This is a genomic window from Streptomyces fulvorobeus, assembly GCF_013167895.1.
Lineage (GTDB): Bacteria > Actinomycetota > Actinomycetes > Streptomycetales > Streptomycetaceae > Streptomyces > Streptomyces fulvorobeus.
The window spans coordinates 5,327,046-5,352,522 of sequence record NZ_BLWC01000001.1; the positions used below are offsets into that span (position 1 = coordinate 5,327,046).

A 25,477-nucleotide genomic window follows, 5' to 3' on the forward strand; every position below is an offset into this window, starting at 1 on the left:
CTGGCGCACCGTGAGGTGGTGCTCCAAAGGCCAGGGAGTACCGTGTCAGACGCGTGACGGGACCCCTCCCGCGCTGGTCGTGGCGCGGTGCGCGCAGGCGGGAGTGCTGGGCGATCGTCGTCTGTGTTGCAGCGGCCAGCTTCGGCCAGGGGCGCCAGGAGTGAGCAGACCGGGCCTGGGCGCTCCAGGCCGGGTGGTTGTGGTCGGTCGTAGTCGAGACGCTGCAGCAGTAGCTGTGCTTCGTCGAGCAGGGCCTGACCGCGTGCCGTCGGGGCGACCGGCCGTCTGCGGCACCGCCCAGGCTCTGCGAGCCCGGAGCCAGAAGACCGAAGCCGGTCGCGTCCGCATCAGAAGCGTCGTCGACCAGCTCACCAGGAGCGGCGGCCCGATCACCGTGGCCGCGGTGGCCCGGCAGGCAGTCGTCTCGCGCACCTTCCTCTACGAGCACGCCGGGGCCCGGAACCTCGTCGCCGAGGCTGCCCTCCGGGCCTGCGGACTGCGAGCGCGGACGGCTCAAACCCAGCGCGAGGTGGTGGAGGCTTCCTGGCGTGAACGCGCACTCAACACCGAGGTGGCACTCAAGGCCACCAATGCGGAGGTCGTCAACCAGCGAGAGCGCATCGCCGAACTGCTCGGCCGGGTCGCTGAACTGCAGGGCGAGTGGACCGACGCCGACGTCCTGCGCATCACGACCGCCAACGTCGCCCTGCGACGCGAGGTCAGGGTGCTGACGGCCGAACGTGCCCGCCTCACGAAGCGTCTAGCTGCCGCCAGGGACAACGCACGGTTCGCCGACAAGCGCATCGCCGCACTCGAAGTACAGATCGCCGAACAGTTCACCGCCCCACCCTCCCCGGCCGCTGGCGCCCTGCGCCCGCTGCGCGACCCAGACGGTCCCGAGCTGGACGAGGACGACGTCGGAGTGGGCTGACGGGGCGCCGGTTCCATGGTGTGCTCCGGCGGACGCCAGGGTGATGTGGGGCCAAGGTACGGCTGAGGCGCTGTTCCGTGTGTGTCAGCCGGTGCGTCGGACGGCGATGACGTTGTCGGTGACGGTCGCGGTTTGTCCTTCGGGTCCGGTGGCGGTGCGCTGGGGTGCGTCGCCTCGTTCGACGGCCCAGGTGTTGTCGAGCTGGAGTGAGGCGATGACGTCCTCGGGGGTGGGGTAGTGGATGTCCTGGCCGGCCTGCCAGGACCAGGGTGCGGTGGAGGCGTGTTCGATCACGATCAGGCGCCCGCCGGGTGCTACGGCCTGGGCGGCTCGCCGCAGGACGCTCTCGCGGGCGATGGTGACGGGGGTGTGGAAGTAGGTGGCGGTGACCAGGTCCCAGGCGCCGTCGGGGAAGGTCTGGGAGAGGTCGTGCTGCTGGGGGTGGATCCGGTCGGTGAGGCCGGTGGCCGCGGCGCCTGCCGCGACGCGGTCGAGGGCGGTCTGGGAGACGTCGACGGGGGTGACGTCCCAACCCTGGGCGGCGAGCCAGAGTGCGTCGCCGCCGTGGCCGCAGCCCAGGTCCAGGGCTGTGCCCGGAGCGGGTGCCAGGTCGGCGAGCAGGGCGGTCAGGACGGCGTTGGGCTTGGTGCCCCACTGCGCGTCCATGCCGGCGTAGTGCTTCTCCCAGAACGCGGCGGAGTCGTTGGCGCTGTTCATGTGCGGGGCCTTTCGGTGCGGGTGGTCAGGAGGTGGCGGCGCTGGTGCGGCGGCTGGTGATGAGGAGGCCGGTGGCGGCGAGGGCGAGGGCGAACAGGGCGCCGCTGGCGAGGAAGGCGATCCGGTAACCGTGCACGTATCCGTCCAGTTGGACGGCCTGCGACACGGTGCCGGTGTGACCGGCGAGGAAGTTGGTGAGGGCGGAGACGTAGAGGGTGTTGAGGAGGGCGGGGCCGATGGCGCCGCCGACCTGCTGGGTGGTGCTGATCATCGCGCTGGCGACACCGGTGTCGGACGGGGAGATACCGGCAAGGGCGATGTTGGGCAGGGCGACGAAGAACGCGCCCAGACCGAGACCGGTCAGGATCATGGCGGGCAGCACGACGGCCAGGTAGCCCTCGGCGGGTTTGAGCAGCGTCAGCCACAGAGTGCCGACCAGTGCAACGGCAATGCCGGCTGTCATCAGCGTCTTCGGGCCAAGTTTGGGGACCAGCGGCGCGCCGAGGGAGGCTGCCGCGATGATGCCGGCGCTGAAGGGCAGGAACGCCAGCCCTGCACGAAGTGGCTGGTAGTCGAGGTTGATCTGGAGGTAGTAGGTCAGGAACAGCATCAGGCCGAACATGCCCGCCCCGATCAGCAGGGAGGCGAGAAACGCGCCGCCGCGGTCCCGGTCCCAGACGACGCGCAGCGGCAGCAGCGGGTGGGCGGTGCGTTGCTCGACCAGGACGAAGCAGGCCAGCAGCGCCAGGCCCGCGGCGAGCAGGAGCCAGGTCGCCGGAGTGTGCCAGCCCGCTTCCGCGGCGTGGGTGAAGCCCCAGACGACGGCGACCAGGCCGGCGGTGACCAGCAGCGCGCCGGGGATGTCGTAGCGGCGGGTGCCCTCGGCGCGGCCCTCCTTGAGAATCGGCAGGGCGGCCAGGGCGACCGCGAGGGCGATGGGGGTGTTGACGAACAGGCACCAGCGCCAGCTGGTGTACTCGGTCAGCAGGCCGCCCGCGATCAGTCCGACCGCGCCGCCGGCGCCCTGCAGGGCGCCGTAGACGCCGAACGCCTTGGCCCGCTCGCGTGTGTCGGTGAAGGTGACCGCGATCAGGGACAGGGCGGCCGGGGCCAGCAGGGCGGCGAACACGCCTTGCAGGGCGCGCCCGGCGAACAGTGTCGCCCCGTTCGGGGCGATGCCCGCGATCATGGAGACGACGGCGAAGCCGATCAGGCCGATCAGGAAGACGCGCTTGCGGCCGACGAAGTCGACGACCCGGCCTCCGAGCAGCAGCAGACCGCCGAAGGTGAGGGCGTAGGCGGTCACCGCCCACTGCCGGTTCGCGTCGCTGATGTCCAGATCGGCCTGGGCCTGCGGGAGGGCGATGTTGATGATGGAGGCGTCCAGCACCACCATCAGCGTCGCCACCGAGATCACCGTCAGCGCCCACCAGCGCCGCGGGTCCAAAGCGTCATCGCGGCGGTCCACCGCGTCGGTTTCCGTCGTCATCGCAGGGGCCAGTCCTCAGCAGATCAAAGGGAAAAGGTCAGGTCATAAGCGGGCCGCCGGACAATCGGCCGGGCCGCTGGTACGACATTGCGACGGCCACTGCTGGAGTTGCAAAGTCTCATGCTGTTTCAGCATGCTGGTGGGTATGAGCGCCGCACATCACATCGGGAAGAAGGACCGGCTGGCCGCGGTCGGGCCGCGGCTGCGGGACCTGCGCCGCCGGCACGGTCTGACGCTGGCCGCTCTGGCCGAGCAGACCGGGATCAACGAGAGCACGCTCTCCCGTCTTGAGGGCGGGAGTCGCAAACCGACCCTGGAGATGCTGCTGCCGCTCGCCGAGGTCTACGCCGTACCCCTGGACGAGCTTGTCGGCGCACCGCGCACCGGGGACCCGCGCATCCACCTCAAACCGGTCGTCCGCGACGGCATGACCTTCGTGCCGCTGAGCCGGCCCGGCGGCGTCCAGGCCCACAAGCTCCTCATCCCGCCCCGGCCCGGCACCGAACCGCAGCTGAGTACCCACGAGGGCTTCGAATGGGTCTACGTCCTCACCGGCCGGCTGCGCCTGCTGCTCGGCGAGGAGAGGGTGGTCCTCAAGCCCGGGGAGGCCGCCGAGTTCGACACCCACGTGCCGCACTGGCTCGGCCCCGACGACGACCGCACCGTGGAACTTCTGATCCTCTTCGGCGCCCAGGGAGAGCGGGCCCATCTCAAGGCCCGCACCCGCTGAACCGTGCCTGCTGCGACGGCACCGCTCAGCGACCGTCCACGAGACCCTCCGAACCATGCACGCGTGGGCCCAGCACCCGCCGCGACACCTCGGCCTCCATCGCCCCGCCGAACACCTCCGCGCCCGAGACCGCAGCACGCCAGGCAGCCGCCCGGCCGGCGTCGGTCATCAGCAGGTTCATATTGATCGCCGCTGCCGCACCGACCCCGGCCGCCATGGCCTGGGGAACGCCCGCCATCACATCGCTGACGTTGCCCGCCGCCCACACCCCCGCGACCCCGGTGAAACCCGAGCCGTCCACCACCACCTGCTCACCGATCCCCATCGGATCTCCCGCACCTGAAGGCCCAGACCGTCGAGGAAACCGGCCCGCGCCACGAACCGCGGCGCCACCACCAGCTCCTGAACCGGCACCACCACCCCGACACCAGACGCACCCCCACCAGCCGGTCCCGGTCCGCATCGACGACCAGAGCGCCGACCCGGCCCTCGACCACACCCACACCCAGACCAGCCAGCTGCTCCCACTGCTCCTCGGTCAGCCCCGCGCCCTCGTGCAGGAACAGGGTGACCTCCTTCGACAGCTGCCTGAACAGCAGAGCCTGGTGGAAGCTGCCCAGCACACCGATCACCCGATCGCGGACCTCCCAACCGTGGCAGTACACGCAGTGCAGGACATCACGCCCCCACCGCTCGGCCAGCCCGGACACCTCCGGCAGCTCATCGACCAGCCCCGTCGTCACCAGCACCCGCCGCGCCCGCACCCGCTGCCAGTCCTCGGTGACCACCGAGAACTCCTCGCCGGCCCGGTGCACCTGCGCCACCCGGCCGGAGACCACCCGGCCGCCGTACGCCGCAACCTCCTGCCGCCCCAGCCGCAGCAGCTCCAGCGGCGACATGCCCTCCCGGCCCGGAATGCCGTGCGCACCGACGCCGACGGCCGGAGCGTTGCGCGGTTCCCCCGCGTCGATCACCAGCACCGACCGGATCACCCGGCCCAGCGTCAGCGCGGCCGAAAGGCCCGCCGCCCCTCCGACGACTACGACACCTTCCACACCTCGGTGTCCCTCAACGGCCAGATCATCGACCGCCCCACCGCAGCCCTCGGCCAGGACGGGCGCGTCAACGTCTTCGTCAAGGGCACCGACAAGGCACTGTGCGTCTCCGTGCAGTCCGCCGAGAACAACACCACCTACCAGGACTTCCAGTCGACCACACAGCACCACCGGGCATCTTCGGACGGGCCGACGGCGAATCCAGCACGTCCGAAGACGCATCCCCTCAAGCGCTCACGTCCCGGCGCGTCGCCAGCGCCCCTACGCCCCAGTCCACGACGAGGCCGGCGGGCAGGCCGTACCCGCACCGCGCACCCCGGGCCGCACCACCGCGGAGCCCGGGGTGCGCGGTGGTGCGGTCCGACAGGGCGGGATGCGCCGGCGGAGCGATTGTGCGCACCTCGTCCGAGTGGCGACAGCCCGGACTCCTCGGCAGCTGGACCATGCTTCGCCATGATGCCGGTACCTCCATAAAAGCCGTGAAAGAGAGATACCCATGCGTCTTCGCTCCGCCCTGGCCGCCTCCGCCGGCGCCCTCGCGCTCCTTCTCGCCACGCCCGGCCCCGCCTCTGCCGCCTCCGGCCAGTTCCGTTACACCTACACCACCACCGACGGATACGAAGCCGTCGGCTTCATGAACAACCCCGACAGCGGCACCTGCATCAACATCCAGGGACCCGGATCCGAGCCCGGCTCGGCCGCCTACGCACCGCACAACCGCACAGACGCCACGGCCACCGTGTTCCTCGAAGCCGGCTGCGAGGGCGACGCCTTCTACACCCTGCGCCCCGGAGGAGGCGCCTCGGACCGTCTCCTCGTGCGTTCGGTCGTCTTCTCCTGAGACCAGGCGGGTCGTGGGCGCGTACTCGCCCTGTGAGCTCATCCTCCGGTACGTCGAACGCCTCGGTCACGGTGGCCAAGTGGTCGGCTCCGGAACTCATTCGGGGGTTGATCAAGTAGCCGGGGCGGTGGAGAATTCTTCGTGTCGGCCGGGTTGGTGTCGGTCGAGTCGGGCCAGTAGATCGTCCAGGTCGGAAGTGGTGAACTTCCACTGGTACGGCTGTGCCGTGGCGTTGTAGCGGTCTTCGAAGGCTTGGAGCCGGTCCCGGACCTGGTCGAGGTTGGGTGAACCGGGCAGGGCGTCCAGACCGTTTGCGGTCGGCCAGGGCTGGTAGGCCACCATGGGCGAGCCGGCCACGCCAGGTCCGGACCGTGTCCACGTGCAGGTGGCGCTCGGCGGCGGTCAGCACCACGGCCACGGCAGCGCGTATGGACAAGTACCTGCCTCCTGGGGCCTGCGGCAGGCCGATGAGGCCGAGCGTTTTCGACTGTTCCCCGCCCTTCCTTTTTCTCCATTGGATTTCGAAGGAGACAGGAAGAGCGGGCTGGGACTGCACGTATGACGGGCCGCCGACCCGCAGGGCGGCGGCCCGTCATGACCATTGAAAGGTCGTCAGCACCGGCGCGGACAGACGGGTTTACGCAGGCGTCTCGCGTGTCCGAGGATCGGAGGCGCTCACGCGGCGGACCGGACTTCGATCGCGTGGCTGAGGGCGGACTGCTCATCGTCGGGAAGCCGACGTTCGGCGTGGAGCATGCGCAGGGCAGTGGTGATGCGTTCGTTGTCCTCGGGTGTGCCGAGGCTGCCCATGTACGGAGGCAGCAGCAGACTCAGAGCTTCGAGGTCCGTGCGTGCGCAGAGCCGGGTGATGAGTTCGCCGACGGGGTCCTCGTGATGCTGTGGTGCGGACAGGGCGGTGGCGCGCAGTCCTGCGGCGATGCGGTAGCGGAGCCATTGCTGGTGGGGGCCGGCCGGGACCGCGTCGATGTGCTTGGCCGCGGTGTCGAAGTGCTCGCGGGCCTGGTCGATCTGGCCCAGATCGCGGTGGGCTCGGGCCATATTGCCGTGAAGTGAGGCGTAGAAGCCGCGGACGCGGTCGTCGCCGACCTTGTCGGCCCGGTTCAGGCATTCCTGGTTCCAGTGCAGGGTCTCCTGCGGGGTCGGCTGGTGCCGGGCGAGGTAGTGCGCGGCGATGCAGGCGTCGTAGTCGTCCTCGGCTGCGTCCCAGGCTTGGAGGAACAAGTCCCGGGCTTGGGCATCTCGTCCTTCGGTCTCGGCCTGCATGCCCTGCACGCACAGCTGCACGACGACGTTCTCGGGGTCGGTCACGGCTCTCCCTGAGGTGATGGGGGTGTGGTGTTGCGAAGGAGTCAGCTGGAGGTGAGAGCCACCGGCATGACCAGAGTGGTGAAGCTGCCCTGGTCTGCGGAACGCACCACAACAGGACGGTCTGCGGCGGAGATCTCCAGCAGGACGTCGGGCCCGACGCTGGCTTCCAGCGCGGGAGCCAGGACGGCAGGGTCGAATCCGATCCGCTGCGGCAGGTCTTCATGGCAGATCGCAGGCAGGGTGGCGGCATGGGAGCGATCGGCCAGAGAGACGACCAGCTCATCGTCGGTGAAACTCACAGCGATGCATGCAGCGCCGCCACGGCCGTTGACCGCGTCGCGAAGGGCCAGGCGATCCACGATCACGCGGTACTCGATCGGAGGCAGAGCCGAGAGCATCTCGCGGTAGGAAGGGAACCGGGCATCGACCGTCGCCAGGACGCGGGACTGTGTCGCACTGCGTGCTCGGGTCCCGTCCGGTCCGACCTGGATGGTGACTTGGTGGACTCGCGCTGCCCATTGACCGAACTCGATCAGGTCAGCCGTGTGCATCAGCAGATGGCAGGGTCCTCCATCGAGCGCCGTCGGCTTCAGGACGCGCATTGACAGGCGGTAGCGATCGGTGGCTACCAGACGAACCTCGCCGTCATCGATCTCGATGAGGACGCAGCCAAGCGCAGGATGCTCCCCGTCGGAGGCTGCGGCCGGCACCACCTGGCGTACAGCACTGGCGAGCTCCACGCCGTCGATTCGCACTTCCGTCGTACTACTTGCGGTCGAGAGGGATTGCAGAGCCACGGCGACGGCTGCCTTGGCGGTCTGCGTCTGGTCCCGCATCCTCTCCAAGTGCCGTTCCAGGACCTCTCGGCCCTCGCGCTCGGGCCCGTCGAGCACCACGGTGACTTCGGCCAGCGGCAGCCCCGCTTCGCGCAGACCGCGCAGGAGAACGGCACGGGCCGCCTGCGCAGGGCTATAGAAGCGGTATCCGGTCGCCCCATCGACCCTCGCCGGCCGCAACACGCGGCTGTCGTCGTAGAAACGCAGGGCGCTCGGAGCGAGGCCGACTCGCCGCGCGAAGGCGCTGATGCTCAGTAGTTCCGTGCTGCCGTCCATGGACCCGATTGTTGACCTTCCTCCAACTTGAAGGTCAACTCGCTCTTCGGCCGGGTTCCACGCCACCACCTGCCACGGGAGCTCCCTCAGCGTCAACCCCCGAAGGACTTCCAAACTCGACCACTAAGTGCGGCGCGAGCCTCGCTGTCAGGTCGCGCAAGGCGTCGGGAAGTGAGCGGACCTGTTCGGCCGTGAAGAGATCTCCGGCCCGGCGGCGCGGCGGGCAATTGTCGGAGCGGCCTCGATCCCCAGCTTCGAAGGCGCCCTGACCACCCCGAAGGCCGCCGTTAAGTTCCTCGCGCGTGATGGCCTCGTCCTCTTCGACAACCCGGACTCGTTCCTCATCTGCGCCTTCAAGCGAGACACGGCCCTGTGCGATCCGGATCCCGGGGCGACGGCACCCAACCAGTTCGCCTGCCAGCTCGGCTGCAGCAACGCGATCCGCACCGACGGCCACGCGCAGGCAGCACGGGAGCATGCTGATCGGCTCGATGTAAAGGCAACCCTCGTGCCCCAGCCCCTGGGCGACCGGTTTCGCCGAACAGCCGGCCGCTTCCGTGCACTCGCCGACGCCCACGACTCCGCCGCCCGGACCGCCGAGGAAGCCGTCGCATGAACGAACAGCATGATGACGAACGCACCCGCATCCGCGCGGCCATGGACCGCCTCCTGGCCGGGCAGCCCACGAGTTCCAATGGCAGCCTCACCGTGGTCGCGCTCGCCGCGGAAGCCGGGGTACATCGCATGGCTTGCAGAAGCGTCACGCCGACCTCAAGGAGGAGTTCTACGCGCGGATCCGTACGGAAACGCATCAGACCCCGGAAGTCGAGAGGCGGCTGCGCGGTCGTCCGCCTGAAGGAGGCCACCTCAGGGACTCCCGGGCCACGGAGGCCGCCTCCCGGCGCCGAACGGAGCAGATGGCCCTCGCCGCAGCCGTCCTCCTCCTGCGGACCCCTGAAGGCCCGGACCGGCTTCTTCCCGACAACATCATCCCGCTCCGCCCGTCCAGTGATTGAAGAGGGCAGGCCGTCAGGCGGCGACGCCAACCTCATTGCGGGTGCAGTGGATGAAGTCACGTGGCAACTCGTGGCTACTGTCCACTCCGGCGGGCCGGGCTTTGGGACGCCCTTCTACAAGCAGGTCTGCGAGCCCAACCGGCCCCTCAACGAAGGGCTCCAGTCTGGAAACCTCAAGGGCGCCAAAAGCCTGAGCGGCGAGTTCCGCGGCGACAAGAACAGCGACGAGCCGTTCGTCTTCCGCATCGACCTGTGGGACGCCGACACCCTCAGCGCCGACGATCACCTGGTCAAGGACCAGACCGTCCGCGTCCGGCCCGCAAACGACGGGGTCATGGCCGAGACTGTCTCCTTCGAGGACGGAGAACGTCTGAAGGGCCGCCTCCCGCAGGATGGGCGCACGTACGTCCGCGTCAACTACGAAACCAACCACAGCCCCCTCTCCTCCGACGGGCCCATCCTGACGGACGGACTCATCGGCATGAGGTAGGGCCCGTCGTGACAGTGCTGGTCACAGCTACTCGTTGGGGGCTGCGACCAGCACCGTCGCCTCATCGGACGGCGAGCTCGTCGCCTCTCGTGGCGACCGCGCGGTGGCGCTCGAGCGGCGTTCGACCGCGTGGCGCTTCTACCCCTGCTTGACCGTCTGATGGACCTTGGTGGGCAGCCCCCCCACCCGGGAACGACCGCCCCATGGTCGGCTGGTTCTACGAAGACTCCGCCAGGCAGCTTCTTCTGGAATTTCCCCGATTCACCGTCCCGGCACATCCCGGGCAATCAGACCCTTCGAGTCCGTCTCAGCCTGCCCGGAAGCAGAGACGTGTTCTGTCGGGCAGGCCCGAGTGTGGCGCATCGGCGTCGGTTCCTGAACAGCCCCAGGCCGTAGCCAGCCAGCCGGCATCGGGCGAGGCCGCGACATGCTGAGCAGCCTTCACCAAGCTTTCAGAGGGTGAGGAGGCTTCGCAGCGTGAGGCTGGTGCCCACGGTGAGGACGGCGAGAGCGGTGAGGACAGTCGCGTAGCGGGTGTAGGGGCGCAGGGAGGGTAGGTGGCGTTCGGTCAGTGCGGTGAGCCTGGTTCCGCTGCCGGAGAGAAGGATGCCGGCTGCGGTCAGGGTGAGGGCCATGCCGAGGCCATAGCCGATGACGAGCAGGACCCCGAAGTAGGTCCGGCTGAGGGCGATGGCGCCGAGCAGGACGACGAGGGCCGACGGGCTGGGTACGAGGCCGGCCGCGAGTCCTACGCCGAGGAGCGCGGGCAGGCCAGTGCGCCGTTGGCTGTTTCCCTCGCGGGAGTCGGTTTCGTGCGCGTGGTCGCCGTGGTTGTGTGGGTGGGCGTCCCCGTGGCTGTGCCCCGGGTCGTGTGCGTGCACGTGAGGGCGGTCGTGGTGGTGGTCATGGCCGTGAGCGTGGCCATGGCTGTGGCCGTGGTGCCAGAGTCCCGGCGGTCTTCCGGTCCGCAGGGCCCGTACCGCTGTCACCGTCAGCATCATTCCCAGTACCGCGATGACCGCGCCGCTGATCGCCCCCAGCCATGCCAACAGGTGCGCACCGATGAATGCGGCGCCCGCGGTGAGGAGCAGGCCCATGGCCAGGACTCCGGCGGTGTGGGTGGCGGTGACCGTCGTGCCAACCGCGAGGGCGGCGCGGACGCCGCCTTCGCGGCGGGCCAGGCAGGCGGCGACTGCGAGTTTGGCGTGTCCGGGCAGTGCCGCGTGGCCTGCGCCCAGGAGCAGGGTCAGCAGGACGGCGAGGAGACCCGCCGGCCAGGTGAGGTCCCGGTCGGCGGTCAGGCCGGTGAGTCGTTGTTCCAGTGCCGGGAAGAGCACGGTGTCGCGGTCCAGAGCCTGAGCTGCGGGTGCCTCATCCAGTTTCGTTGAGCCGGGGGCGCCGGGAGCGCCGGCCCCGCCCGTGCCCGGCTCTGCTCTCAGTTCCGCTGTGGTGACATCGAGCGGTTGCTCGTTCCCGTCCGTCGGGTAGTGGCGCAGCACCTTGCTGGGACTCTTCGAGGGGACCGGCGACTTCGTCAGTCGTACGCGGTCGCCGGGGACAGCGGTGATCTCCTTCCAGCCGGTCCGTGTCACGTCCGCCCCCGAGGTGAAGGAGATTTCGGTAGGGCGGGAGAGGTCGGCGTCGGCCCGCATGGTGCAGGTCAGCCGGGCGACGGGAACGCCCGCCGCCCCTTTCCCGTACGACAGGGTGGAGCGCCCCGCCTTCCAGGCGATGCGCTCACCGCCCACCGAGAGCCTGCTGCGGCCGGCGAGTCCGGCGCACCGCTCGGCTGCCCGGTCCGCGGCTTCCGCCGGTGAGATCGTCCCGTCGAGGTCGGTGTCCGTGGCGTCCTGGTCCTGCGCGGTGGGGATCTCCGCGCTGTCGACGACGGCGGTGTCCTCGATGCGGTCGTGCGACAGGCGCAGTCCGTCGTAGTGGTTGACGCTGAAGTTCCCCAGCGGGTGGGCGTGGACCGTCGATACGGGGGTCAGGCCGAGCAGCACGAGCAGGGGCGCCGCGACGGCCGCCGCGCGGCGTGGAAGCTTCATCGACTACCTGTCCGGGGCGGGGTGGTGAGGGAAGAGGTGGGGGTTCAGGGCGCGGGCCTCGCTCAGATGACGGGATCCCTCGGGCAAGGCGAGTACCTGCTCGATCGTGCCCCGATGGTGGAGGAATAGCGCGTTCCTCCAGCCGGTTGAGGCGGCCCGGCGGGTGTAGGTGAGGGCCTCGGTGTCCTGCCCCGCGCGGTGCAGTGCCCAGCCCAGTGCGTCGGCGATGATGACGCTCCGCGTGTGTCTCCACTCCCTGCGCGCAAGCTCCACCGCAGTCTTCGGGTCGCCGTGGTCAGCTGCGTAGAGGATGAGGTGCGGGTCGACGGGAGCGACGTCCGCGCGGACCATCCGCACGTGCGCAGACAAGGCGGCCCACTCGCTCCCCTGGCGGGAACCACCGCTCGCGCCTCGGAGCTCCAGGCTCTCCAGGAGGAACTGCGGCAGCGGGGTCCTTTCGACGAGTCGCGCATACAGCTCAAGAGCCTTGCCGGTGTGGCCGCGTGCGGCGGTGACCCGGGCGATTCCGGCCTGCCCGTAAGGGTGGTCCGGTACGGAGGCCAGGGCGCGCCGGTAGCGCCGTTCCGCCACGTCCACCTTGCCTTGAGACCAGGCCAGGTCGCCCAGGCGGGCCTCGGCGAAACCTCGTTCGTCGTCGGTGACCGCGCTGTCCACGGCTCGCTGGAGCGCGATGGCGGCGTCCTCGGGCCTGCCGTTGGTCTCCAGGTCGTAGGCGGCTCTGCTGTAGGCGGCGGTGGCCGGGGCGATGTCGAGCATCCGCTGTACGGCGGCCCGCGCCTGCGGGTAGTTCCCGAGCTGGATCTCGGCGTCCGCGAGTACGGCGTACCCGTCCGGGCGGTCGGGTGCCATCCGGGTGGCGCGCAGCCCGTACTCGCGGCCCTTCACGAACTCGTGCCGGGCGTTGGCAAGGAAGCCCTGCCCGGTCACGGCCCCGTAGTTGTCCACGGCGTCGAGGGCGAGGGAGCGGCGCAGCGCTCTGTCGGCGGCGCCGAGCCGGGCTGCGTCGAGGGTGGTGCGAGCCTGTTCGATCTCGGCACGCGCCAGGCCGGCCCAGGCGACCGGGTCGCCGGGGTACGACGCTGTCGCCTTGCGGGCGGCGTCAGCCGGGCTGATGCCCGTGCTGGGGGCGCCCGCAGGGGCGGCGGTGGCCTGCCGGGTCTGGGGCCGGGGAGGGTGAGGACCGAGGTAAAGCAGTCCCGCCACGCACCCGGCCACGGCCGCCGCCACTCCTACGGCGCTGATCAGACGCCTCACGGGCCCGCGTGCGGGAGGTTGAGGTACGGGAAGACGTTCTGTGCGTCGGCGGGCTCCAGGCTGATCACCGGCTTGGGGAGCAACCCTGCGGCGGACGGCCCGGCGGGCTCGCCTTCCAGCATCCGGATCAGCGGGCCGTCGATGTTGTCGTTGAGCCGCCGTCCGTTGGGGAAGCCCTGGAGATCCCCGTCGAGGACGCCGTGCGCCTTCGGGCCGGCAGCGACGGGGGTGGTGAGGTTCAGACGCAGTTGTTCGGCGAGCGCGATGCGCTTGGGGTCGGCGTCGGCGTTCATCGTGTGGGTGTTGAGGTCGAAGCCGAACAGCGCTCCGTTGTCCTTGCCGATGCCCTTCATGAACAGGGCCTGGATGTCGTGGCGCGGGGTCGCGGGGGCTTTGCGGCCCTGTGCCTTCTCGATCCGGTGCGGCGGTACGGGGTCGAGGGTGGCTGCCAGGAAGTCGCCCTCCAGGTGGTCGTCCTTCGGCAGGCGGGCCTGGTACCGGTCCTCGGGGCCGCCCGGCTTGGCCAGCCCGATGGTGGATCCGAACAGCGCGAACGCGACGTGCGGGGTGCCCTGCCGGGAGACCTGCCGGAAGACGGGGGCCTGCTCGGAGAGGCTGCGCTCCAGGTTCGCGCCCTGCCGGGAGACGGAAGCCCACACGCCGACGACCGGGTTGCGCTTCGGGTCACCGTTCAGGGCGACCTCGCTCTTGGGCACCTGAAGGACCAGGCTGTTCACGTTCAGTGCCGACAGCGGCTGGGCGTCGGGCAGCCATCCCGGTACCGGTCCGCTGGTGCCGACCGTGTACAGGCCGAAGACCTGGGTGTCCACCTTGAACGACTCCGCCGCCTGCGTGGCCACCGTCCTGCCGCCACCGGGCAGTTCACGGATCGCCTGCTTCCGCAACATGCCGTAGTCGGGCATCAGAGCGCGCCCGGTGTGGGTGGGGGAGGCGATCGCGTCCTTCAGCAGTGTCCGGACGGTGCCACCCGCCTGGACCTTCTCCAGGGTGTACTTCTGCCGCACCCCGAGCGCCCGGTCATCGAGCGATGTCACCGGCAGGGGCCCGACCTTCGGCCCCGTACCGAAGGGCCTGCGGTCCTCGTCACGGAACGTCCAGCGGTAGGTGGTGTCGGAGGCCCCGTCACCGTCGGCGTCCGTGTGGATCTCGTACCGGGCACCGGTCGCGAACGGGAAGTCCACCAGCGCGTTGGCCGCGGTACCGGGCACCTGGAAGGGGCGGACGTTCGCGATGAGCGTGACCATGTCCGCGTTGTCCGGGCTGGTGAAGGCGTACACGTCGGTCAGGTCCGTCGGGGAGTCGAGCACGGCCGAGGGGGCGTCGATGTGCCCGCCCGCCTCACTGGTGCCCGTGAACTGCCCCGACAGGGCGGCCGCGGTGAGCACGAGGGTGGTGGCGGCGAGGACGACGATCCGACGACGGGACAGTGAGGTGGACCCGGACGTTACGGGGGTTCCTGGCATGCGTGTCTCCAGGGCTGAGGGTATGAGGAGTCTCTCCAGCCAACAGCGCTCGTGATCTTGGAGTGACCGTTACGAGACGCGGATCACCCGTCGTGTGACTCTTTCCCCTCGAATGGCCTAACAGGCGGCCCAGCATGGTCGCAAAGCCATGCATCGATGGACATACTCAGCGTGAAGTCGATCTTCGACCGCGTCGCTGAACTCGGGTTCTCGGCCCCCTTGTTAGGGCCTCCCACGACGAGTCTCAGTGCCTTCCCCACCCCTCACAGACTGGAATCGCTCTATGCGTATGCACGCGCTCCGCCGTCTCACCGTCCTCGCCGCCGTGGCCGCGCTCTCCGTCCCGCTCGGCCTGACCTCGTCCGGGGCGGCCGCCCAGCAGTCGGCCAACACCACCAGGACGGCAGCCGTCGCCGAGCCGCTGCCGGGCGCCTACATCTCACCCTGGGGCGATGCCCAGGTGAAGATCGGTGACGAGACTCTCGCCTGGATGGAGCGCGAGGGCATCACTCTGGAGGCCATCAGCCCGTTCGTGATGGACGCCGACGGCCGGGGCTTCAGCATGCCCATCGGCTCGACGGCCGGCGACGGCCTCGACGCCAAGGGGCGCATCTTCTACCCCGGCGGCCTCAACGTCCACCACGCCCGATCCGGCAAGACGATCACCCTGAAGTCCACGTTCATCCGCGTCATGCCGACGCCCGCCTACTCCGCAGGCGTGGCGATCGACGGCAAGCCGCTCCTTGAGGAAGTCACGATCGCCGAGTCCACCTACACCGAGGTCATGGCCGGAGCCCGCCCGAGCACCACAGGCTTCCGCATCAAGAAGGCCCCGTTCTACGTCACCCAGGAAGCCGCCAACCTCTTCGCGGCGGGCACCGGAGCCACAGCCCCGCGCGCGGGCAGCCTCTTCGGCACCCTCACGCCCAACTTCGACTACATCCCGGGCAAGACGAATCCGGCGGCGCTCCCCACCTTCCCGTAACACCCCGCGCAATACCTGCCGGAAGGCCGAGCCGCCGCTTGCACGCTGCTGCGCTGACTGCTCCAGACCGTGGGTCTTCGCCCCGCCGAGTCGCTCGGCGGGGCGATGCGCCGAGACGGCACGGAGCCCACAGGGCACGCCAGATGGATACGCGACCACTTCGATACGAGCCGCCCTCTCCTCCCGTGCCGGCTCGCCTCAGGAGCGACGCCGCGAGCCCAGGAACACCTTCCGGCACGCCGCGCCGTCTCCATATGGGCGGCGCGAGCTGTGTCAACTGGTGCGGTCCACCTCGTAGAGGACGTTGGGCTGGGTGTGTGGCTGGCAGGTACGCAGGTGGGCATGTCGCAGATCAGGGTCGTCGCTGCCGACACAGTCGGTCAGCTCGGCGTGGATACTCCATCCCTCTATTCAGTGCACGAGACGGGCGACGCGTTCACTATCAAGCGACTCCGGCGGCGCGCACACCGGCTTATGGAGGTTTTGGGGCTCTGTCGGGTCAGGCTCTACGACGCACGTTCGTCGTGCTTCACTTTCCTGGCCAACAACGGCGTGCCCGACCACATCCTCGCGCGCTGGTCTCTTGAGGGTCCCGGCGCCGGAGCTGGCATCGTGAGAGAGCCGAGACTGGCTAGGTCCACCCCGGCGATGTGACATCTCGTGACAGATGAGAGGGTTTTCCGGGTGACCGTTACACCACCGAACACCATGCAATACCGCTTTGACGGGCCAGAAGACGCTCCGGTCCTGGTGATCGGGCCGTCTCTGGGTACCACATTGCACATGTGGGACCGGCAGATACCCGAGCTGAGCCGGCACTGGAGGGTGTTCCGGTACGACCTCCCGGGCCACGGCGGCGCCCCCGCGCACCCCGCCAGCAGCGTCGGCGCCCTCGCCGACCGTCTGCTCGCCATGCTCGACAGCCTCGGCGTCCAGCGCTTCGGGTACGCCGGCTGCTCCATCGGCGGCGCGATCGGCGCCGATCTCGCGCTGCGCCACCCCGACCGGGTCGCCTCGCTCGCCCTCGTCGCGGCCTCGCCCCGGTTCGGCAGCGCCGACGAGTTCCGTCAGCGCGGCGTGATCGTCCGCACCAACGGCCTGGAGCCGATGGCCCGGACCGCCCCCGAGGCATGGTTCACCTCCGGCTTCGCGGCCGCCCAGCCGGCCATCGTCGAATGGGCCGTCCAGATGGTACGCACGACCGATCCCGGCTGCTACATCGCCGCGTGCGAGGCGCTGGCCGCCTTCGACATCCGCACCGAACTCGGGCGTATCAGCGTCCCCACCCTCGTCCTCGTGGGTGCCGAGGACCACGTCACCGGACCCGCCGAGGCCCGCACGCTCGTCGCCGGGATACCCGACGCCCGGCTCGCCCTCGTCCCCGGCGCCTCGCACCTGGCCCCCGTCGAGCAGCCCGCGGCCGTCACCGACCTGCTCCTCACGCACTTCTCCACGGCCTGGCAGGACACCCTGGGGCCCTTTCCCGTCCCGCCCGCCGCCCCGCCCTCTCCGCCCTCTCGGCCCCTTCGCCCCCGTCGCGGAGATCGCCGCGGCCCCCGTCGTCCCCGGGACCGGCGCTGCGGACGGCCCCGACCGCTACACCGACGGCATGAAGGTACGCCGCGAAGTGCTGGGCGACGCCCACGTGGACGCCGCGACCGCCGCCGCCGACGCCTTCACCGAGGACTTCGAGGAGCTCGTCACCCGGTACGCCTGGGGCGAGGTCTGGAACCGCGAGGGCCTCGACCGCCGTACCCGCAGCTGCGTCACGCTCACGGCGCTCGTCGCCTCCGGCCACCTGGAGGGCCTCGCCGCCCACACCAGGGCGGCGCTGCGCAACGGGCTCACCCCCGACGAGATCAAGGAAGTACTGCTCCACTCCGCCGTGTACTGCGGCATCCCGGCCGCGAGCGCCGCGTTCACCATCGCGAGGTCCGTGATCCAGGAGGAAACCAGGCCGCCCGCATAGCAAGATGGGCGCATGGACGCATCGCCTCTCACACTCACCAAGAAGGCCCACTCCTGCATCCGGCTGGAAAGGGAGGGGCGGGCGGTCGTCATCGACCCCGGTGGTTTCTCCGAGAGTGACGCGGTGGGCGGCGCCGACGCCGTCCTGGTGACGCACGAGCACCCCGACCACTTCGACGAGGCACGCCTGCGCGCCGCCCTGGAAGCCGACCCCGCCCTGGAGATCTGGACCCTGCGCAGTGTGGCGGAGCAGCTCTCCGCGGCCTTTCCCGGCCGGGTCCGCACCGTGGGCCACGGCGACACGTTCACCGCCGCCGGCTTCGACGTGGAGGTGCACGGGGAGCTGCACGCGGTGATCCACCCGGACCTACCGAGGGTCACCAACATCGGCTTCATGGTGGACGGTTCGGTCTTCCACCCCGGCGACGCGCTGACCGTCCCCGACCGTCAGGTCGACACGCTGCTGCTGCCGGTGATGGCCCCCTGGAACAAGATCTCCGAGGTCATCGACTACGTGCGCGAGGTCCGGCCGCGGCGGGCCATCGACATCCACGACGCCCTGCTCACCGATCTCGCGCGCCCGATCTACGACAGCCAGATCGGCAAGCTGGGCGGGACCGACCACGGCCGGCTGGCTCCCGGCGGCTCCGCCGAACTATGACCCGGCGCCACGGGCGGCCGGGACCGGGGCGACTGTCAGTGGGAGGCGTTAGGTTTACTGCCATGCGCATCGCGACCTGGAACGTCAATTCGATCACCGCCCGCCTGCCGAGGCTGCTGGCCTGGCTGGAGAGCACCGGCACGGACGTGCTCTGCCTCCAGGAGACCAAGTGCGCCGCCGAGCAGTTCCCCGCCGATGCGCTGCGTGAGCTTGGCTACGAGTGCGCGGTCAACGCCACGGGCCGGTGGAACGGGGTGGCGCTGATCTCCCGTGCCGGTCTGGCCGACGTCGTCACCGGGCTGCCCGGCGGCCCCGACTTCGAGGGGGTGCAGGAGCCGCGGGCGATCTCGGCGACCTGCGGCCCCGTCCGTCTCTGGTCGGTGTACGTGCCGAACGGCCGCGAGGTCGCGCACGACCACTACGCCTACAAGCTGGCCTGGCTGGAGGCGCTCCGGAAGGCCGTCGCGTCGGACGCCGCGGGATCGCAGCCGTTCGCCGTCCTCGGCGACTTCAACGTAGCCCCGACCGACGAGGACGTCTGGGACCCGGCGCTCTTCGAGGGGGCCACGCACGTCACCCCGGCCGAGCGTGCGGCACTGGCGAGCCTGCGCGAGGAAGGGCTGTCCGACGTGAGGCCCCGCCCCCTGAAGTACGACCATCCGTACACCTTCTGGGACTACCGGGAGCTGCGCTTCCCGAAGAACAGGGGCATGCGCATCGACCTGGTCTACGGGAACGCCCCGTTCACCACCGCGGTCGAGGACAGTTACGTGGACCGCGAGGAGCGCAAGGGCAAGGGCGCGTCCGACCATGCCCCGGTGGTCGTCGACCTCGACCTCTGAGCGGGGTCCGGCGCCTCACCCGCGGGGTGGGCCGGTGGGCCGGACTCTGGGCACCGGGCACATCCTGCTGGCCCTGCTGGAGTTCGAGGGCGGCACTGGCGTGCTCACCGGCCTCGGCATCGAACAAGGACGCGGCCTCCACGCCCATCGCCGCGGCGGTGGCGGCAGAGGCGCCGCGGAGGCCGGAGCCCGGACCCGCGCGGGTTCAGTGGACGGAGAACCCGCCGTCGATGAAGAGTGACTGCCCGGTGACGTAGGCGGAGGCGGCGCTCGCCAGGAACACGGCCGCCCCCGCGAAGTCGTCCGCGAGCCCGTTGCGCTTGACCATCGTGCGCGCGGCCAGCACCGCCACCTTCTCGGGGTCGGAGGACAGCCGTGCGTTGAGCGGTGTCATGACGAAGCCGGGCACGAGGGTGTTGCAGGTGACGCCGTACGGGGACCACGCCTCCGCCTGCGAGCGGGCCAGCGACTCCAGCGCCCCCTTGGAGACCCCGTACGCACCACTGTTGACGAAGGCGCGATGCGCCTGCTGGGAGGTGATGTGGATGATCCGGCCGTAGCCCCGCTCCGCCATCCCCGGCCCGAACCGCTCGCCCAGCAGATAGGGCGCCTTGAGGTTCACCGCCATCGTGGTGTCCCAGACGTCCTCGCCCAGCTCACCCATGGGCGGGCGCAGGTTGATCCCGGCGCAGTTGACGAGGATGTCGGGCTCCCCGAAGACGGCGGCCGCCTCGTCGGCGGCCGCGCGAACGCCTTCGGAGGTGCCCAGATCGGCGCTCACCCAGCCCGCGCGGCAGCCATCGGCGGTCAGCTCGTCGACCGTGGCGGCCAGTTCCGCCTCCCGGCGGGCCACGGTCACCACGCTCGCACCGGCATGGGCGAGGGCGCCGGCGATGGACCTGCCGATGCCGGAGCTGCCACCGGTCACCACGGCGACGCGGCCGTCCAGGGAGAAGAGTTCGGAAAGATAGGGTCGCGTGATCATGCCCAGACCCTAAGCGCGAGCCCGCCCCGGCCCCCTGCCGGCCACCGCACCGAGGTCCACGGTGAGCGCTGCCCGCGCCCACGCGTTTCCGGCGATGCATGTCTACGCCGCCACGTACTGGTGCGCTCTGCCGCCCCGCCACTCCACCCAGCTGGGGTCGTCGAGCAGTCGGTCGGCGTCCGGGAGCCCGGCCCGCCGCAGGAACTCTTCCAGGTCGTGGTCGTCGTGGGCGAGGCCGGCGATGCGTCCCTGAATGGTGACTCGCCGGCCTCCGGTGGGGGAGGGGTGGTGTACGACTATCGGCGCGCTCATGTATCCAGGGTGCGACGGCGGGCGGGTCACCGCATTCGTGTGACGGGGCGGGTGGTGTGGCGGCCAGGCGCGGGAGGGCGTCGAGACTCCGGGACCAGCCTTCCGCAGGGTGAGGGAAACCCCGTGGCATATGCCGGGTGAGGCCGGCCAAGCCCGTAATAGAATAGACGTTCCCTTTTGCGGCTCGGTCAACCCGGGGCTGACTTCGTCGTTGATCACGTCGCGGGCTCCGGGTCGCCGTCCACGCCCCGAGGTGCGGCGATCTGGGACCGGTTCTGTGTCAAGGTGAACAAGCGTCGACCGGGTCATGGCGATTCAGGGTGGGGGCAGTGGGAGACGAGTGGGAGATGATCATGTGGAACGTGGGCAAACGCAAGCCAACCGGAGCTAACCGCTCAGGAGCTCTCAAAGGGGCCGAGCTCCAGGTCCAGCCCGCATCCAGCATCAACGCGACTCGGGGGCTCCGCCCATGAACATCCCTTTCCTGGACAACTGGCGTAAGCGTCAAAGTGGTACGCCGACGGGCGCTCTCGCGGCCGCCGTCGATGTCGACCCGGCCGGTGTGGCCGAGTTGCTCGCCGAATGCGAGCTGCTGCGTGTCCGGGCCGGACAGAAGGGAATCGCACTGGACGACAGCCCCGCCTCGTTGACCGCCCTCGACCAGCTGCCGCCCCGCTGGCGGGACGACCCCGAGGAACTGCCCTGGCTCGGCAACGACGCGGGCCTCTACCTCGGCACCGTTCTCGTGCGCAACGTCCCCGGCGCCGTGTGGCACATCAGGCCCAGCGGGCAGCCCGTCGTCCTGCTGGATTCCGGCCGGGAGATCGACGTGGTCGAGGCCGGTCTCGACTGGGCGATGTCGGGCAGTCCCGAGCTGTCCCAGGTGTACGCGGAGTCCGCGGAGAACTGACGCCGTCACCGAATCGAGATAAACAGCCTTATGGCCCCCTGATGCGTGTCGCCCGCTAAGTCCCGTAACGGGACGGATAGTTTGCGCTGACCAACACAGCGACATGGTGGGTAGGGCAGTGTATGGCCGTCGATCCGTTGATCGAGCTGCGGGGCGTCAACAAGCACTTCGGTGCGCTGCACGTGTTGCGGGACATCAATCTCACCGTCGGCCGCGGGGAGGTGGTGGTGGTCATCGGCCCCTCCGGCTCCGGCAAGTCGACGCTCTGCCGGACCATCAACAGACTTGAGACGATCGAGTCCGGCCACATCACCCTGGACGGCAGGCCCCTCCCCGAGGAGGGCAGGGGGCTGGCGCAGCTCAGGGCCGAAGTGGGCATGGTCTTCCAGTCGTTCAACCTCTTCGCGCACAAGACCGTGCTGGCCAACGTCTCCCTCGCTCAGATCAAGGTCCGCAAGCGCGGGAGGGAGGAGGCGGACCGGCGTTCACGTGAGCTCCTGGAGCGCGTCGGGCTCGCCGCCCACGCCGACAAGTACCCGGCCCAGCTCTCCGGCGGTCAGCAGCAGCGCGTGGCCATCGCCCGCGCCCTGGCCATGGACCCCAAGGCGCTCCTCTTCGACGAGCCCACATCGGCCCTCGATCCGGAGATGATCAACGAGGTGCTGGAGGTCATGCAGCAGCTCGCCCGGGACGGCATGACCATGCTCGTCGTCACCCACGAGATGGGTTTCGCCCGGTCGGCCGCCAACCGCGTCGTCTTCATGGCGGACGGAGCCGTCGTCGAGGACCGCTCGCCGGAGGAGTTCTTCACCGCCCCGTCGAGTGACCGTGCCAAGGACTTCCTGTCCAAGATCCTCAAGCACTGACGGGGGGATTCACGGTGCGTACGAGAGAACTGCTGGCTGTACTGGTCTGCCTGCTGCTCGCCGTCCCCGCCACCGGGTGCGGCAGGGACGGCAGCCCGCCGGTCAAGGGACCCGAGCCCGGGGCGCTGCCCCGCTACCAGGTCGCCACCGGCTTCGAGCTGCCCGGTTCACCTACCTGGCGGAGGGCGAAGAGCCGCGGCCACCTGGTCGTGGGGGCCAAGGAGGACCAGCCCTACCTGGGCGAGAAGGACCCGGCCAGCGGCATCTACTCCGGCTTCGATATCGAGATCGCCCGCATGCTGGCGGCCTCCCTGGGCTTCGACCCGGAGAAGATCCGCTTCAGGACCATCGCGTCCGCCAACCGCGAGACAGCCCTGCAGAACGGGCAGATCGACTACTACGTCGGCACGTACACGATCAACGACATGCGCAAGAAGCTCGTCGGCTTCGCCGGGCCGTACTTCATGGCAGGTCAGGGCCTGCTGGTGCGCACCGACGAGGAAGGCATCGACGGGCCGCAGGACCTGGGCGGCAGGACCGTCTGCTCCGCCGCCGGTTCGACGCCGTACCAGCGGATCGCCGAGGACCACCCCGAGGCGAAGCTGGTCGCCTACGACACGTACTCCATCTGCGTCGACAACCTGCTGACCTTCCAGGTCGACGCGGTCACGACCGACGACGCCATCCTGCTGGGCTTCGCCGCCAAGGCGCCGCAGGAGATGAAGGTCGTCGGGAAGCCGTTCTCCGAGGAACCGTACGGCGTCGGCGTCCCGCGCGGCGACAACGCGCTGCGTCTCGCACTGGACGACGCCCTGGAGGCCAACCAGAGGAACGGCAACTGGAAGAGGGCGTACCGAGCGACGCTGGGGCTCTCCGGAGCGCCGGCGCCGGCGCCGCCGCCCATCGACCGCTACCCGGCCAACTGAGGGGACCGGCCATCACATGGATGTACTCACGGATAACTTCTCCCTCTACGGCGAAGGGTTTCTCGGCACCGTCCAACTCGCCCTCTGCTCCTCGGTCCTGGCCCTGGTCCTCGGTTTCCTCATGGCCTCGTTCCGGGTGGCACCCGTCGGCTCCCTCAGGGTGCTCGGCACCGTGTGGGTGACGGTCCTGCGCAACACCCCGCTCACCCTTCTGTTCTTCGCGGTGCTGCTGGGCCTGCCGCGCTTCGGACTCGTCCTGCCGTTCCAGGTCTTCGCCGTCCTCGCGCTGGGGTGCTACACCTCCGCGTTCATCTGCGAGGTCCTGCGCTCCGGCATCAACACCGTGCCCACCGGCCAGGGCGAAGCGGCCCGCAGCCTGGGGATGACCTTCGGGCAGACGCTCAACACGGTCGTCCTGCCGCAGGCGTTCCGCTCGGTGATCCCACCGGTCGGCTCGACGCTGATCGCCCTGGCCAAGAACTCGGCCATCGCCGGCGCCTTCAGCGTCACCGAGCTGCTCGGCACCTACAAGACCCTCAACGAACTGGGTTACAGCATCATCTGGTCCTTCGTGTGGATCGCCGTCGGCTACCTGCTCATCACCCTGTCCATCAGCGCCCTCTTCAACGTGCTGGAGAAGCGCTGGGGAGTCGCCCGATGACCTCCGCGCCCTCGGCCACCGCGCTCTACGACATCCCCGGACCGCTGACCCGCCAACGGCACCGCCTGTACGGCATCGTCTCCACCGTCCTGATCCTCGCGCTGCTCGGCTGGATCATCCACCTCCTCTTCGACACCGACCAGTTCACCAGCGACAAATGGACGCCCTTCGCGTACGAGGGCATCCAGGAACTCCTGCTGCGCGGCCTGGGCAACACCCTCAAGGCGTTCGCGTACGCCGCTGTGCTCTCCCTCGCGCTCGGCGCGGTACTCGCGGTCGGCCGGCTCTCCGTCCACCGGCCGGTCCGCTGGATCTCCACACTGCTCGTGGAATTCTTCCGCGCGATGCCCGTCCTGGTGATGATCTTCTTCATCTTCGTGGCGCTGAAGGTGCAACCGCTGCCCGCGCTCGTCGCGGGACTGACCCTCTACAACGGCTCGGTGCTCGCAGAGGTGTTCCGAACCGGCATCCACTCCGTGGACCGGGGGCAGCGCGAGGCGGCCTACGCGCTCGGGATGCGCAAGACGCAGGTCACCACCCATGTGCTCGCGCCCCAGGCGGTACGGGCCATGCTGCCCACCATCATCAGCCAGTTGGTGGTGGCGCTGAAGGACACCTCACTCGGATATCTGATCACCTACGAGGAGTTTCTCCACGCGGGGAAGCTGATCGCGTCGAATCTCGACTACGATCTTCCTTTCATCCCTGTGGTGATGGTGGTCTCCCCGATCTACATCGGGCTCTGCATGCTGCTCTCATGGTTCGCCACGTGGGTGGCCAGGCGGGAGCGGCGCAACGTCAAGACCAAGGCCGTCGAGGTCGCTCCGGCGGAACCCGGAACGCTGCTGCCCGGCGGGCAGTAGCCGAGCGGTACCCGTCCGGCAGCAGCCGGTGATCACTTCGCGTACGGCGGAACCGGACACCATCCGGTCGGCGCCGGACGGGGAGAAGGTCAGCTGCGGGCCGGCCGGGTCGGGCTCGATAGGCCGAGCGGCCCCACGTCGCGGAGACACGCGACGAGGGCCGCTCTCCCGCCCGATGCCAAGTGCCGTGCGGCGGACGGCAGTTCGACGGCCCCCGCCGAGTCCTTCCGTGCAGGCGCCTGCACGGAAGCGCTGTGCCGCCGGGCACCCGAGGCGGGAAGCCCGCGCCGACCGCCCGACGTGATCGTCACGGTCCGATCGCACGCGCCGCCCGGCACGCATCCGCCGCTCACACCGTCCGGTCGGGCCGCGCCGCCGGCCGCACCGGGCACCGCTCCCCAAGTCGGCGTGTTACGGCGGAACTTGCGGGCACCCGTAGGGGGAGCCCGTCCACCTCGGACCGGGCTGCGGGACGATCACTCGGAGGAGAGGCAGATGACGACACAGTATGGCGACCGGGCGACCGGGCAGCAGCGTACGGCGAGCGGCAACGTGCTGAGCATCATCGCGATGGTGCTCGGCGTGATCTCACTGATCTTCGTGCCGATCGTCTTCGGTGTGATCGCCCTGATACTGGCGATCATCGCGAAGACCGTCCGGCACGAGCGACTCGCCGTGCCCGCTCTCGTGGTCAGCGCCGTCGGCCTGATCGGCGGCATGGTCCTCGGCGCCCTGCTGACCTAGGCCACACGGGATCGGGCGCGGCCGGCCGGTGTGCCGGGGCGGATCGGGGGCAGGAGCCGTGACGATCACCCCTGCGAGCAGGGGTGAAAGGGCGCGCCTGAAACCTGGGGAGGTCGAGGGCGCGCCCTCCCTCTTGCCTGCCGGCACCGCGTACGTCGTGGGCCGGTCGTCCGGGTGCGGGTTTCCGAGGCGGTCCTGACGATCGGGGCGGGCCGGAGTTAACCTGCGCGGACAGTC

Annotated in this window: 29 protein-coding genes and 3 pseudogenes; 19 read left to right on the forward strand and 13 right to left on the reverse strand. The window is 69.8% G+C overall.

All coding sequences use genetic code 11. The annotated features are described in order from the left end of the window. Positions 1-262: 262 nt before the first annotated feature. Entirely contained in the window at positions 263-931 is a 669-nt protein-coding gene (locus Sfulv_RS23900) for a DUF6262 family protein (protein ID WP_173316571.1), read from the forward strand. Positions 932-1,015: 84 nt separating this feature from the next. Here the strand turns inward: Sfulv_RS23900 and Sfulv_RS23905 are convergent, their stop codons facing one another. Both Sfulv_RS23905 and Sfulv_RS23910 read right to left on the reverse strand, forming a co-directional pair. Next, positions 1,016-1,648: a class I SAM-dependent methyltransferase gene (locus Sfulv_RS23905; protein WP_173316572.1), complete on the reverse strand. Its 633-nt coding sequence runs from the start codon at positions 1,646-1,648 to the stop codon at positions 1,016-1,018. 25 nt (positions 1,649-1,673) lie between these two features. Beyond that, entirely contained in the window at positions 1,674-3,137 is a 1,464-nt protein-coding gene (locus Sfulv_RS23910; RefSeq protein WP_173316573.1) for an MFS transporter, read from the reverse strand. A 145-nt stretch (positions 3,138-3,282) separates the two neighbouring features. Here Sfulv_RS23910 and Sfulv_RS23915 point away from each other — a divergent pair, with 145 nt between their 5' ends. After that, positions 3,283-3,867, forward strand: coding sequence for a helix-turn-helix domain-containing protein (locus Sfulv_RS23915; protein ID WP_246353212.1), 585 nt, complete (start codon positions 3,283-3,285; stop codon positions 3,865-3,867). 25 nt (positions 3,868-3,892) lie between these two features. On the opposite strand, the gene Sfulv_RS31270 is transcribed toward Sfulv_RS23915, so the two are convergent. Further along, positions 3,893-4,192, reverse strand: a complete 300-nt coding sequence (locus tag Sfulv_RS31270; protein WP_305961383.1) for a hypothetical protein — start codon at positions 4,190-4,192, stop codon at positions 3,893-3,895. Continuing rightward, positions 4,179-4,922: an NAD(P)/FAD-dependent oxidoreductase gene (locus Sfulv_RS23920; protein ID WP_305961384.1), complete on the reverse strand. Its 744-nt coding sequence runs from the start codon at positions 4,920-4,922 to the stop codon at positions 4,179-4,181. Before Sfulv_RS23920 ends, Sfulv_RS31270 begins: the two co-directional genes overlap by 14 nt. Before the next feature lie 6 nt (positions 4,923-4,928). On the opposite strand from Sfulv_RS23920, the pseudogene Sfulv_RS31805 reads away from it, so the two are divergent. Then, positions 4,929-5,021: pseudogene (locus Sfulv_RS31805) on the forward strand (hypothetical protein); the annotation flags it as partial. Positions 5,022-5,148: 127 nt separating this feature from the next. Here the strand turns inward: Sfulv_RS31805 and Sfulv_RS23925 are convergent. Beyond that, positions 5,149-5,322, reverse strand: coding sequence for a hypothetical protein (locus Sfulv_RS23925; protein WP_173316575.1), 174 nt, complete (start codon positions 5,320-5,322; stop codon positions 5,149-5,151). A gap of 96 nt (positions 5,323-5,418) precedes the next feature. Here Sfulv_RS23925 and Sfulv_RS23930 point away from each other — a divergent pair, with 96 nt between their 5' ends. Beyond that, positions 5,419-5,763 (forward strand): hypothetical protein, encoded by a 345-nt coding sequence (locus Sfulv_RS23930; RefSeq protein ID WP_173316576.1) that lies wholly within the window; start codon positions 5,419-5,421, stop codon positions 5,761-5,763. Between the two features lie 111 nt (positions 5,764-5,874). Here Sfulv_RS23930 and Sfulv_RS23935 read toward each other — a convergent pair whose 3' ends face one another. Next, positions 5,875-6,120 (reverse strand): hypothetical protein, encoded by a 246-nt coding sequence (locus Sfulv_RS23935; RefSeq protein ID WP_173316577.1) that lies wholly within the window; start codon positions 6,118-6,120, stop codon positions 5,875-5,877. 22 nt (positions 6,121-6,142) lie between these two features. Between Sfulv_RS23935 and Sfulv_RS23940 the strand changes: the two genes are divergently transcribed. Continuing rightward, a complete protein-coding gene (locus Sfulv_RS23940; RefSeq protein WP_173316578.1) occupies positions 6,143-6,325 on the forward strand; it encodes a hypothetical protein in 183 nt (60 codons plus the stop codon). Between the two features lie 113 nt (positions 6,326-6,438). Here Sfulv_RS23940 and Sfulv_RS23945 read toward each other — a convergent pair whose 3' ends face one another. Together Sfulv_RS23945 and Sfulv_RS23950 are read right to left on the reverse strand one after the other, a co-directional pair. Continuing rightward, entirely contained in the window at positions 6,439-7,092 is a 654-nt protein-coding gene (locus Sfulv_RS23945) for a hypothetical protein (protein WP_256669077.1), read from the reverse strand. Positions 7,093-7,133: 41 nt separating this feature from the next. Continuing rightward, a complete protein-coding gene (locus Sfulv_RS23950) occupies positions 7,134-8,204 on the reverse strand; it encodes a DNA polymerase III subunit beta family protein (protein WP_173316579.1) in 1,071 nt (356 codons plus the stop codon). 612 nt (positions 8,205-8,816) lie between these two features. Here Sfulv_RS23950 and Sfulv_RS23955 point away from each other — a divergent pair. Beyond that, a pseudogene (locus Sfulv_RS23955) lies at positions 8,817-9,220 on the forward strand (hypothetical protein). 70 nt (positions 9,221-9,290) lie between these two features. After that, the gene (locus Sfulv_RS23960; RefSeq protein ID WP_173316580.1) at positions 9,291-9,710 is read left to right on the forward strand and encodes a hypothetical protein; all 420 of its coding nucleotides are present in this window, start codon (positions 9,291-9,293) and stop codon (positions 9,708-9,710) included. A gap of 452 nt (positions 9,711-10,162) precedes the next feature. On the opposite strand, the gene Sfulv_RS31275 is transcribed toward Sfulv_RS23960, so the two are convergent. Genes Sfulv_RS31275 through Sfulv_RS23975 form a run of 3 tightly spaced genes read right to left on the reverse strand, consistent with a single transcriptional unit; the run spans position 10,163 to position 14,517 of the window. Continuing rightward, positions 10,163-11,758, reverse strand: coding sequence for a nickel/cobalt transporter (locus Sfulv_RS31275; protein WP_173316581.1), 1,596 nt, complete (start codon positions 11,756-11,758; stop codon positions 10,163-10,165). Positions 11,759-11,761: 3 nt separating this feature from the next. Continuing rightward, on the reverse strand, positions 11,762-13,033 hold the full coding sequence (locus Sfulv_RS23970) for a tetratricopeptide repeat protein (RefSeq protein WP_173316582.1): 1,272 nt from the start codon (positions 13,031-13,033) through the stop codon (positions 11,762-11,764). Continuing rightward, positions 13,030-14,517, reverse strand: a complete 1,488-nt coding sequence (locus tag Sfulv_RS23975) for a DUF4331 domain-containing protein (RefSeq protein ID WP_173316583.1) — start codon at positions 14,515-14,517, stop codon at positions 13,030-13,032. Before Sfulv_RS23975 ends, Sfulv_RS23970 begins: the two co-directional genes overlap by 4 nt. A 283-nt stretch (positions 14,518-14,800) precedes the next feature. Here Sfulv_RS23975 and Sfulv_RS23980 point away from each other — a divergent pair, with 283 nt between their 5' ends. The 6 genes and pseudogenes from Sfulv_RS23980 to Sfulv_RS30740 all read left to right on the forward strand — a co-directional run bounded on the left by Sfulv_RS23980 (position 14,801) and on the right by Sfulv_RS30740 (position 19,214). Continuing rightward, on the forward strand, positions 14,801-15,502 hold the full coding sequence (locus tag Sfulv_RS23980; protein ID WP_173316584.1) for a hypothetical protein: 702 nt from the start codon (positions 14,801-14,803) through the stop codon (positions 15,500-15,502). Between the two features lie 342 nt (positions 15,503-15,844). Next, positions 15,845-16,156: a hypothetical protein gene (locus Sfulv_RS30735; RefSeq protein WP_246353214.1), complete on the forward strand. Its 312-nt coding sequence runs from the start codon at positions 15,845-15,847 to the stop codon at positions 16,154-16,156. 54 nt (positions 16,157-16,210) lie between these two features. After that, a pseudogene (gene pcaDC, locus Sfulv_RS23990) lies at positions 16,211-17,471 on the forward strand (bifunctional 3-oxoadipate enol-lactonase/4-carboxymuconolactone decarboxylase PcaDC). 12 nt (positions 17,472-17,483) lie between these two features. Next, positions 17,484-18,131, forward strand: a complete 648-nt coding sequence (locus Sfulv_RS23995) for an MBL fold metallo-hydrolase (RefSeq protein WP_173316585.1) — start codon at positions 17,484-17,486, stop codon at positions 18,129-18,131. Between the two features lie 62 nt (positions 18,132-18,193). Then, on the forward strand, positions 18,194-18,973 hold the full coding sequence (locus tag Sfulv_RS24000; RefSeq protein ID WP_173316586.1) for an exodeoxyribonuclease III: 780 nt from the start codon (positions 18,194-18,196) through the stop codon (positions 18,971-18,973). 34 nt (positions 18,974-19,007) lie between these two features. Then, positions 19,008-19,214, forward strand: coding sequence for a hypothetical protein (locus tag Sfulv_RS30740; protein ID WP_305961385.1), 207 nt, complete (start codon positions 19,008-19,010; stop codon positions 19,212-19,214). Here Sfulv_RS30740 and Sfulv_RS24010 read toward each other — a convergent pair. Continuing rightward, on the reverse strand, positions 19,179-19,958 hold the full coding sequence (locus Sfulv_RS24010) for an SDR family NAD(P)-dependent oxidoreductase (protein WP_173316587.1): 780 nt from the start codon (positions 19,956-19,958) through the stop codon (positions 19,179-19,181). The genes Sfulv_RS30740 and Sfulv_RS24010 overlap by 36 nt on opposite strands. A 102-nt stretch (positions 19,959-20,060) precedes the next feature. Next, positions 20,061-20,270, reverse strand: coding sequence for a hypothetical protein (locus Sfulv_RS24015; RefSeq protein ID WP_173316588.1), 210 nt, complete (start codon positions 20,268-20,270; stop codon positions 20,061-20,063). A 469-nt stretch (positions 20,271-20,739) separates the two neighbouring features. On the opposite strand from Sfulv_RS24015, the gene Sfulv_RS24020 reads away from it, so the two are divergent. The 6 genes from Sfulv_RS24020 to Sfulv_RS24045 all read left to right on the forward strand — a co-directional run bounded on the left by Sfulv_RS24020 (position 20,740) and on the right by Sfulv_RS24045 (position 25,240). Next, positions 20,740-21,180 carry a DUF6278 family protein gene (locus Sfulv_RS24020; RefSeq protein ID WP_173316589.1) on the forward strand — a complete coding sequence of 147 codons (441 nt, stop codon included), beginning with the start codon at positions 20,740-20,742 and terminating at the stop codon, positions 21,178-21,180. Between the two features lie 122 nt (positions 21,181-21,302). Then, positions 21,303-22,046: an amino acid ABC transporter ATP-binding protein gene (locus tag Sfulv_RS24025; protein WP_173316590.1), complete on the forward strand. Its 744-nt coding sequence runs from the start codon at positions 21,303-21,305 to the stop codon at positions 22,044-22,046. 14 nt (positions 22,047-22,060) lie between these two features. Further along, positions 22,061-22,972: a glutamate ABC transporter substrate-binding protein gene (locus Sfulv_RS24030; protein WP_173316591.1), complete on the forward strand. Its 912-nt coding sequence runs from the start codon at positions 22,061-22,063 to the stop codon at positions 22,970-22,972. A 16-nt stretch (positions 22,973-22,988) separates the two neighbouring features. Further along, complete coding sequence (locus Sfulv_RS24035; protein WP_173316592.1) at positions 22,989-23,633, forward strand: amino acid ABC transporter permease; 645 nt, start codon at positions 22,989-22,991, stop codon at positions 23,631-23,633. Beyond that, positions 23,630-24,496, forward strand: a complete 867-nt coding sequence (locus Sfulv_RS24040; RefSeq protein WP_173316593.1) for an amino acid ABC transporter permease — start codon at positions 23,630-23,632, stop codon at positions 24,494-24,496. The genes Sfulv_RS24035 and Sfulv_RS24040 overlap by 4 nt, the downstream gene beginning before the upstream one ends. Positions 24,497-24,991: 495 nt before the next feature. Then, positions 24,992-25,240: a hypothetical protein gene (locus tag Sfulv_RS24045; protein WP_173316594.1), complete on the forward strand. Its 249-nt coding sequence runs from the start codon at positions 24,992-24,994 to the stop codon at positions 25,238-25,240. Positions 25,241-25,477 lie beyond the last annotated feature (237 nt).

What these genes read in the sequence shown, in the direction of transcription:
- Sfulv_RS23910 (WP_173316573.1), bottom strand. Translation starts at nt 3,137, where the DNA reads ATGACGACGGAAACCGACGCGGTGGACCGCCGCGATGACGCTTTGGAC.
- Sfulv_RS24035 (WP_173316592.1), top strand. Translation starts at nt 22,989, where the DNA reads ATGGATGTACTCACGGATAACTTCTCCCTCTACGGCGAAGGGTTTCTC.
- Sfulv_RS23930 (WP_173316576.1), top strand. Translation starts at nt 5,419, where the DNA reads ATGCGTCTTCGCTCCGCCCTGGCCGCCTCCGCCGGCGCCCTCGCGCTC.
- Sfulv_RS23915 (WP_246353212.1), top strand. Translation starts at nt 3,283, where the DNA reads ATGAGCGCCGCACATCACATCGGGAAGAAGGACCGGCTGGCCGCGGTC.
- Sfulv_RS24040 (WP_173316593.1), top strand. Translation starts at nt 23,630, where the DNA reads ATGACCTCCGCGCCCTCGGCCACCGCGCTCTACGACATCCCCGGACCG.
- Sfulv_RS31270 (WP_305961383.1), bottom strand. Translation starts at nt 4,192, where the DNA reads ATGGGGATCGGTGAGCAGGTGGTGGTGGACGGCTCGGGTTTCACCGGG.
- Sfulv_RS31275 (WP_173316581.1), bottom strand. Translation starts at nt 11,758, where the DNA reads ATGAAGCTTCCACGCCGCGCGGCGGCCGTCGCGGCGCCCCTGCTCGTG.
- Sfulv_RS23995 (WP_173316585.1), top strand. Translation starts at nt 17,484, where the DNA reads ATGGACGCATCGCCTCTCACACTCACCAAGAAGGCCCACTCCTGCATC.
- Sfulv_RS23950 (WP_173316579.1), bottom strand. Translation starts at nt 8,204, where the DNA reads ATGGACGGCAGCACGGAACTACTGAGCATCAGCGCCTTCGCGCGGCGA.
- Sfulv_RS30735 (WP_246353214.1), top strand. Translation starts at nt 15,845, where the DNA reads ATGTCGCAGATCAGGGTCGTCGCTGCCGACACAGTCGGTCAGCTCGGC.
- Sfulv_RS24015 (WP_173316588.1), bottom strand. Translation starts at nt 20,270, where the DNA reads ATGAGCGCGCCGATAGTCGTACACCACCCCTCCCCCACCGGAGGCCGG.
- Sfulv_RS24020 (WP_173316589.1), top strand. Translation starts at nt 20,740, where the DNA reads ATGAACATCCCTTTCCTGGACAACTGGCGTAAGCGTCAAAGTGGTACG.
- Sfulv_RS24010 (WP_173316587.1), bottom strand. Translation starts at nt 19,958, where the DNA reads ATGATCACGCGACCCTATCTTTCCGAACTCTTCTCCCTGGACGGCCGC.
- Sfulv_RS24000 (WP_173316586.1), top strand. Translation starts at nt 18,194, where the DNA reads ATGCGCATCGCGACCTGGAACGTCAATTCGATCACCGCCCGCCTGCCG.
- Sfulv_RS23980 (WP_173316584.1), top strand. Translation starts at nt 14,801, where the DNA reads ATGCGTATGCACGCGCTCCGCCGTCTCACCGTCCTCGCCGCCGTGGCC.
- Sfulv_RS23905 (WP_173316572.1), bottom strand. Translation starts at nt 1,648, where the DNA reads ATGAACAGCGCCAACGACTCCGCCGCGTTCTGGGAGAAGCACTACGCC.
- Sfulv_RS24025 (WP_173316590.1), top strand. Translation starts at nt 21,303, where the DNA reads ATGGCCGTCGATCCGTTGATCGAGCTGCGGGGCGTCAACAAGCACTTC.
- Sfulv_RS24045 (WP_173316594.1), top strand. Translation starts at nt 24,992, where the DNA reads ATGACGACACAGTATGGCGACCGGGCGACCGGGCAGCAGCGTACGGCG.
- Sfulv_RS23975 (WP_173316583.1), bottom strand. Translation starts at nt 14,517, where the DNA reads ATGCCAGGAACCCCCGTAACGTCCGGGTCCACCTCACTGTCCCGTCGT.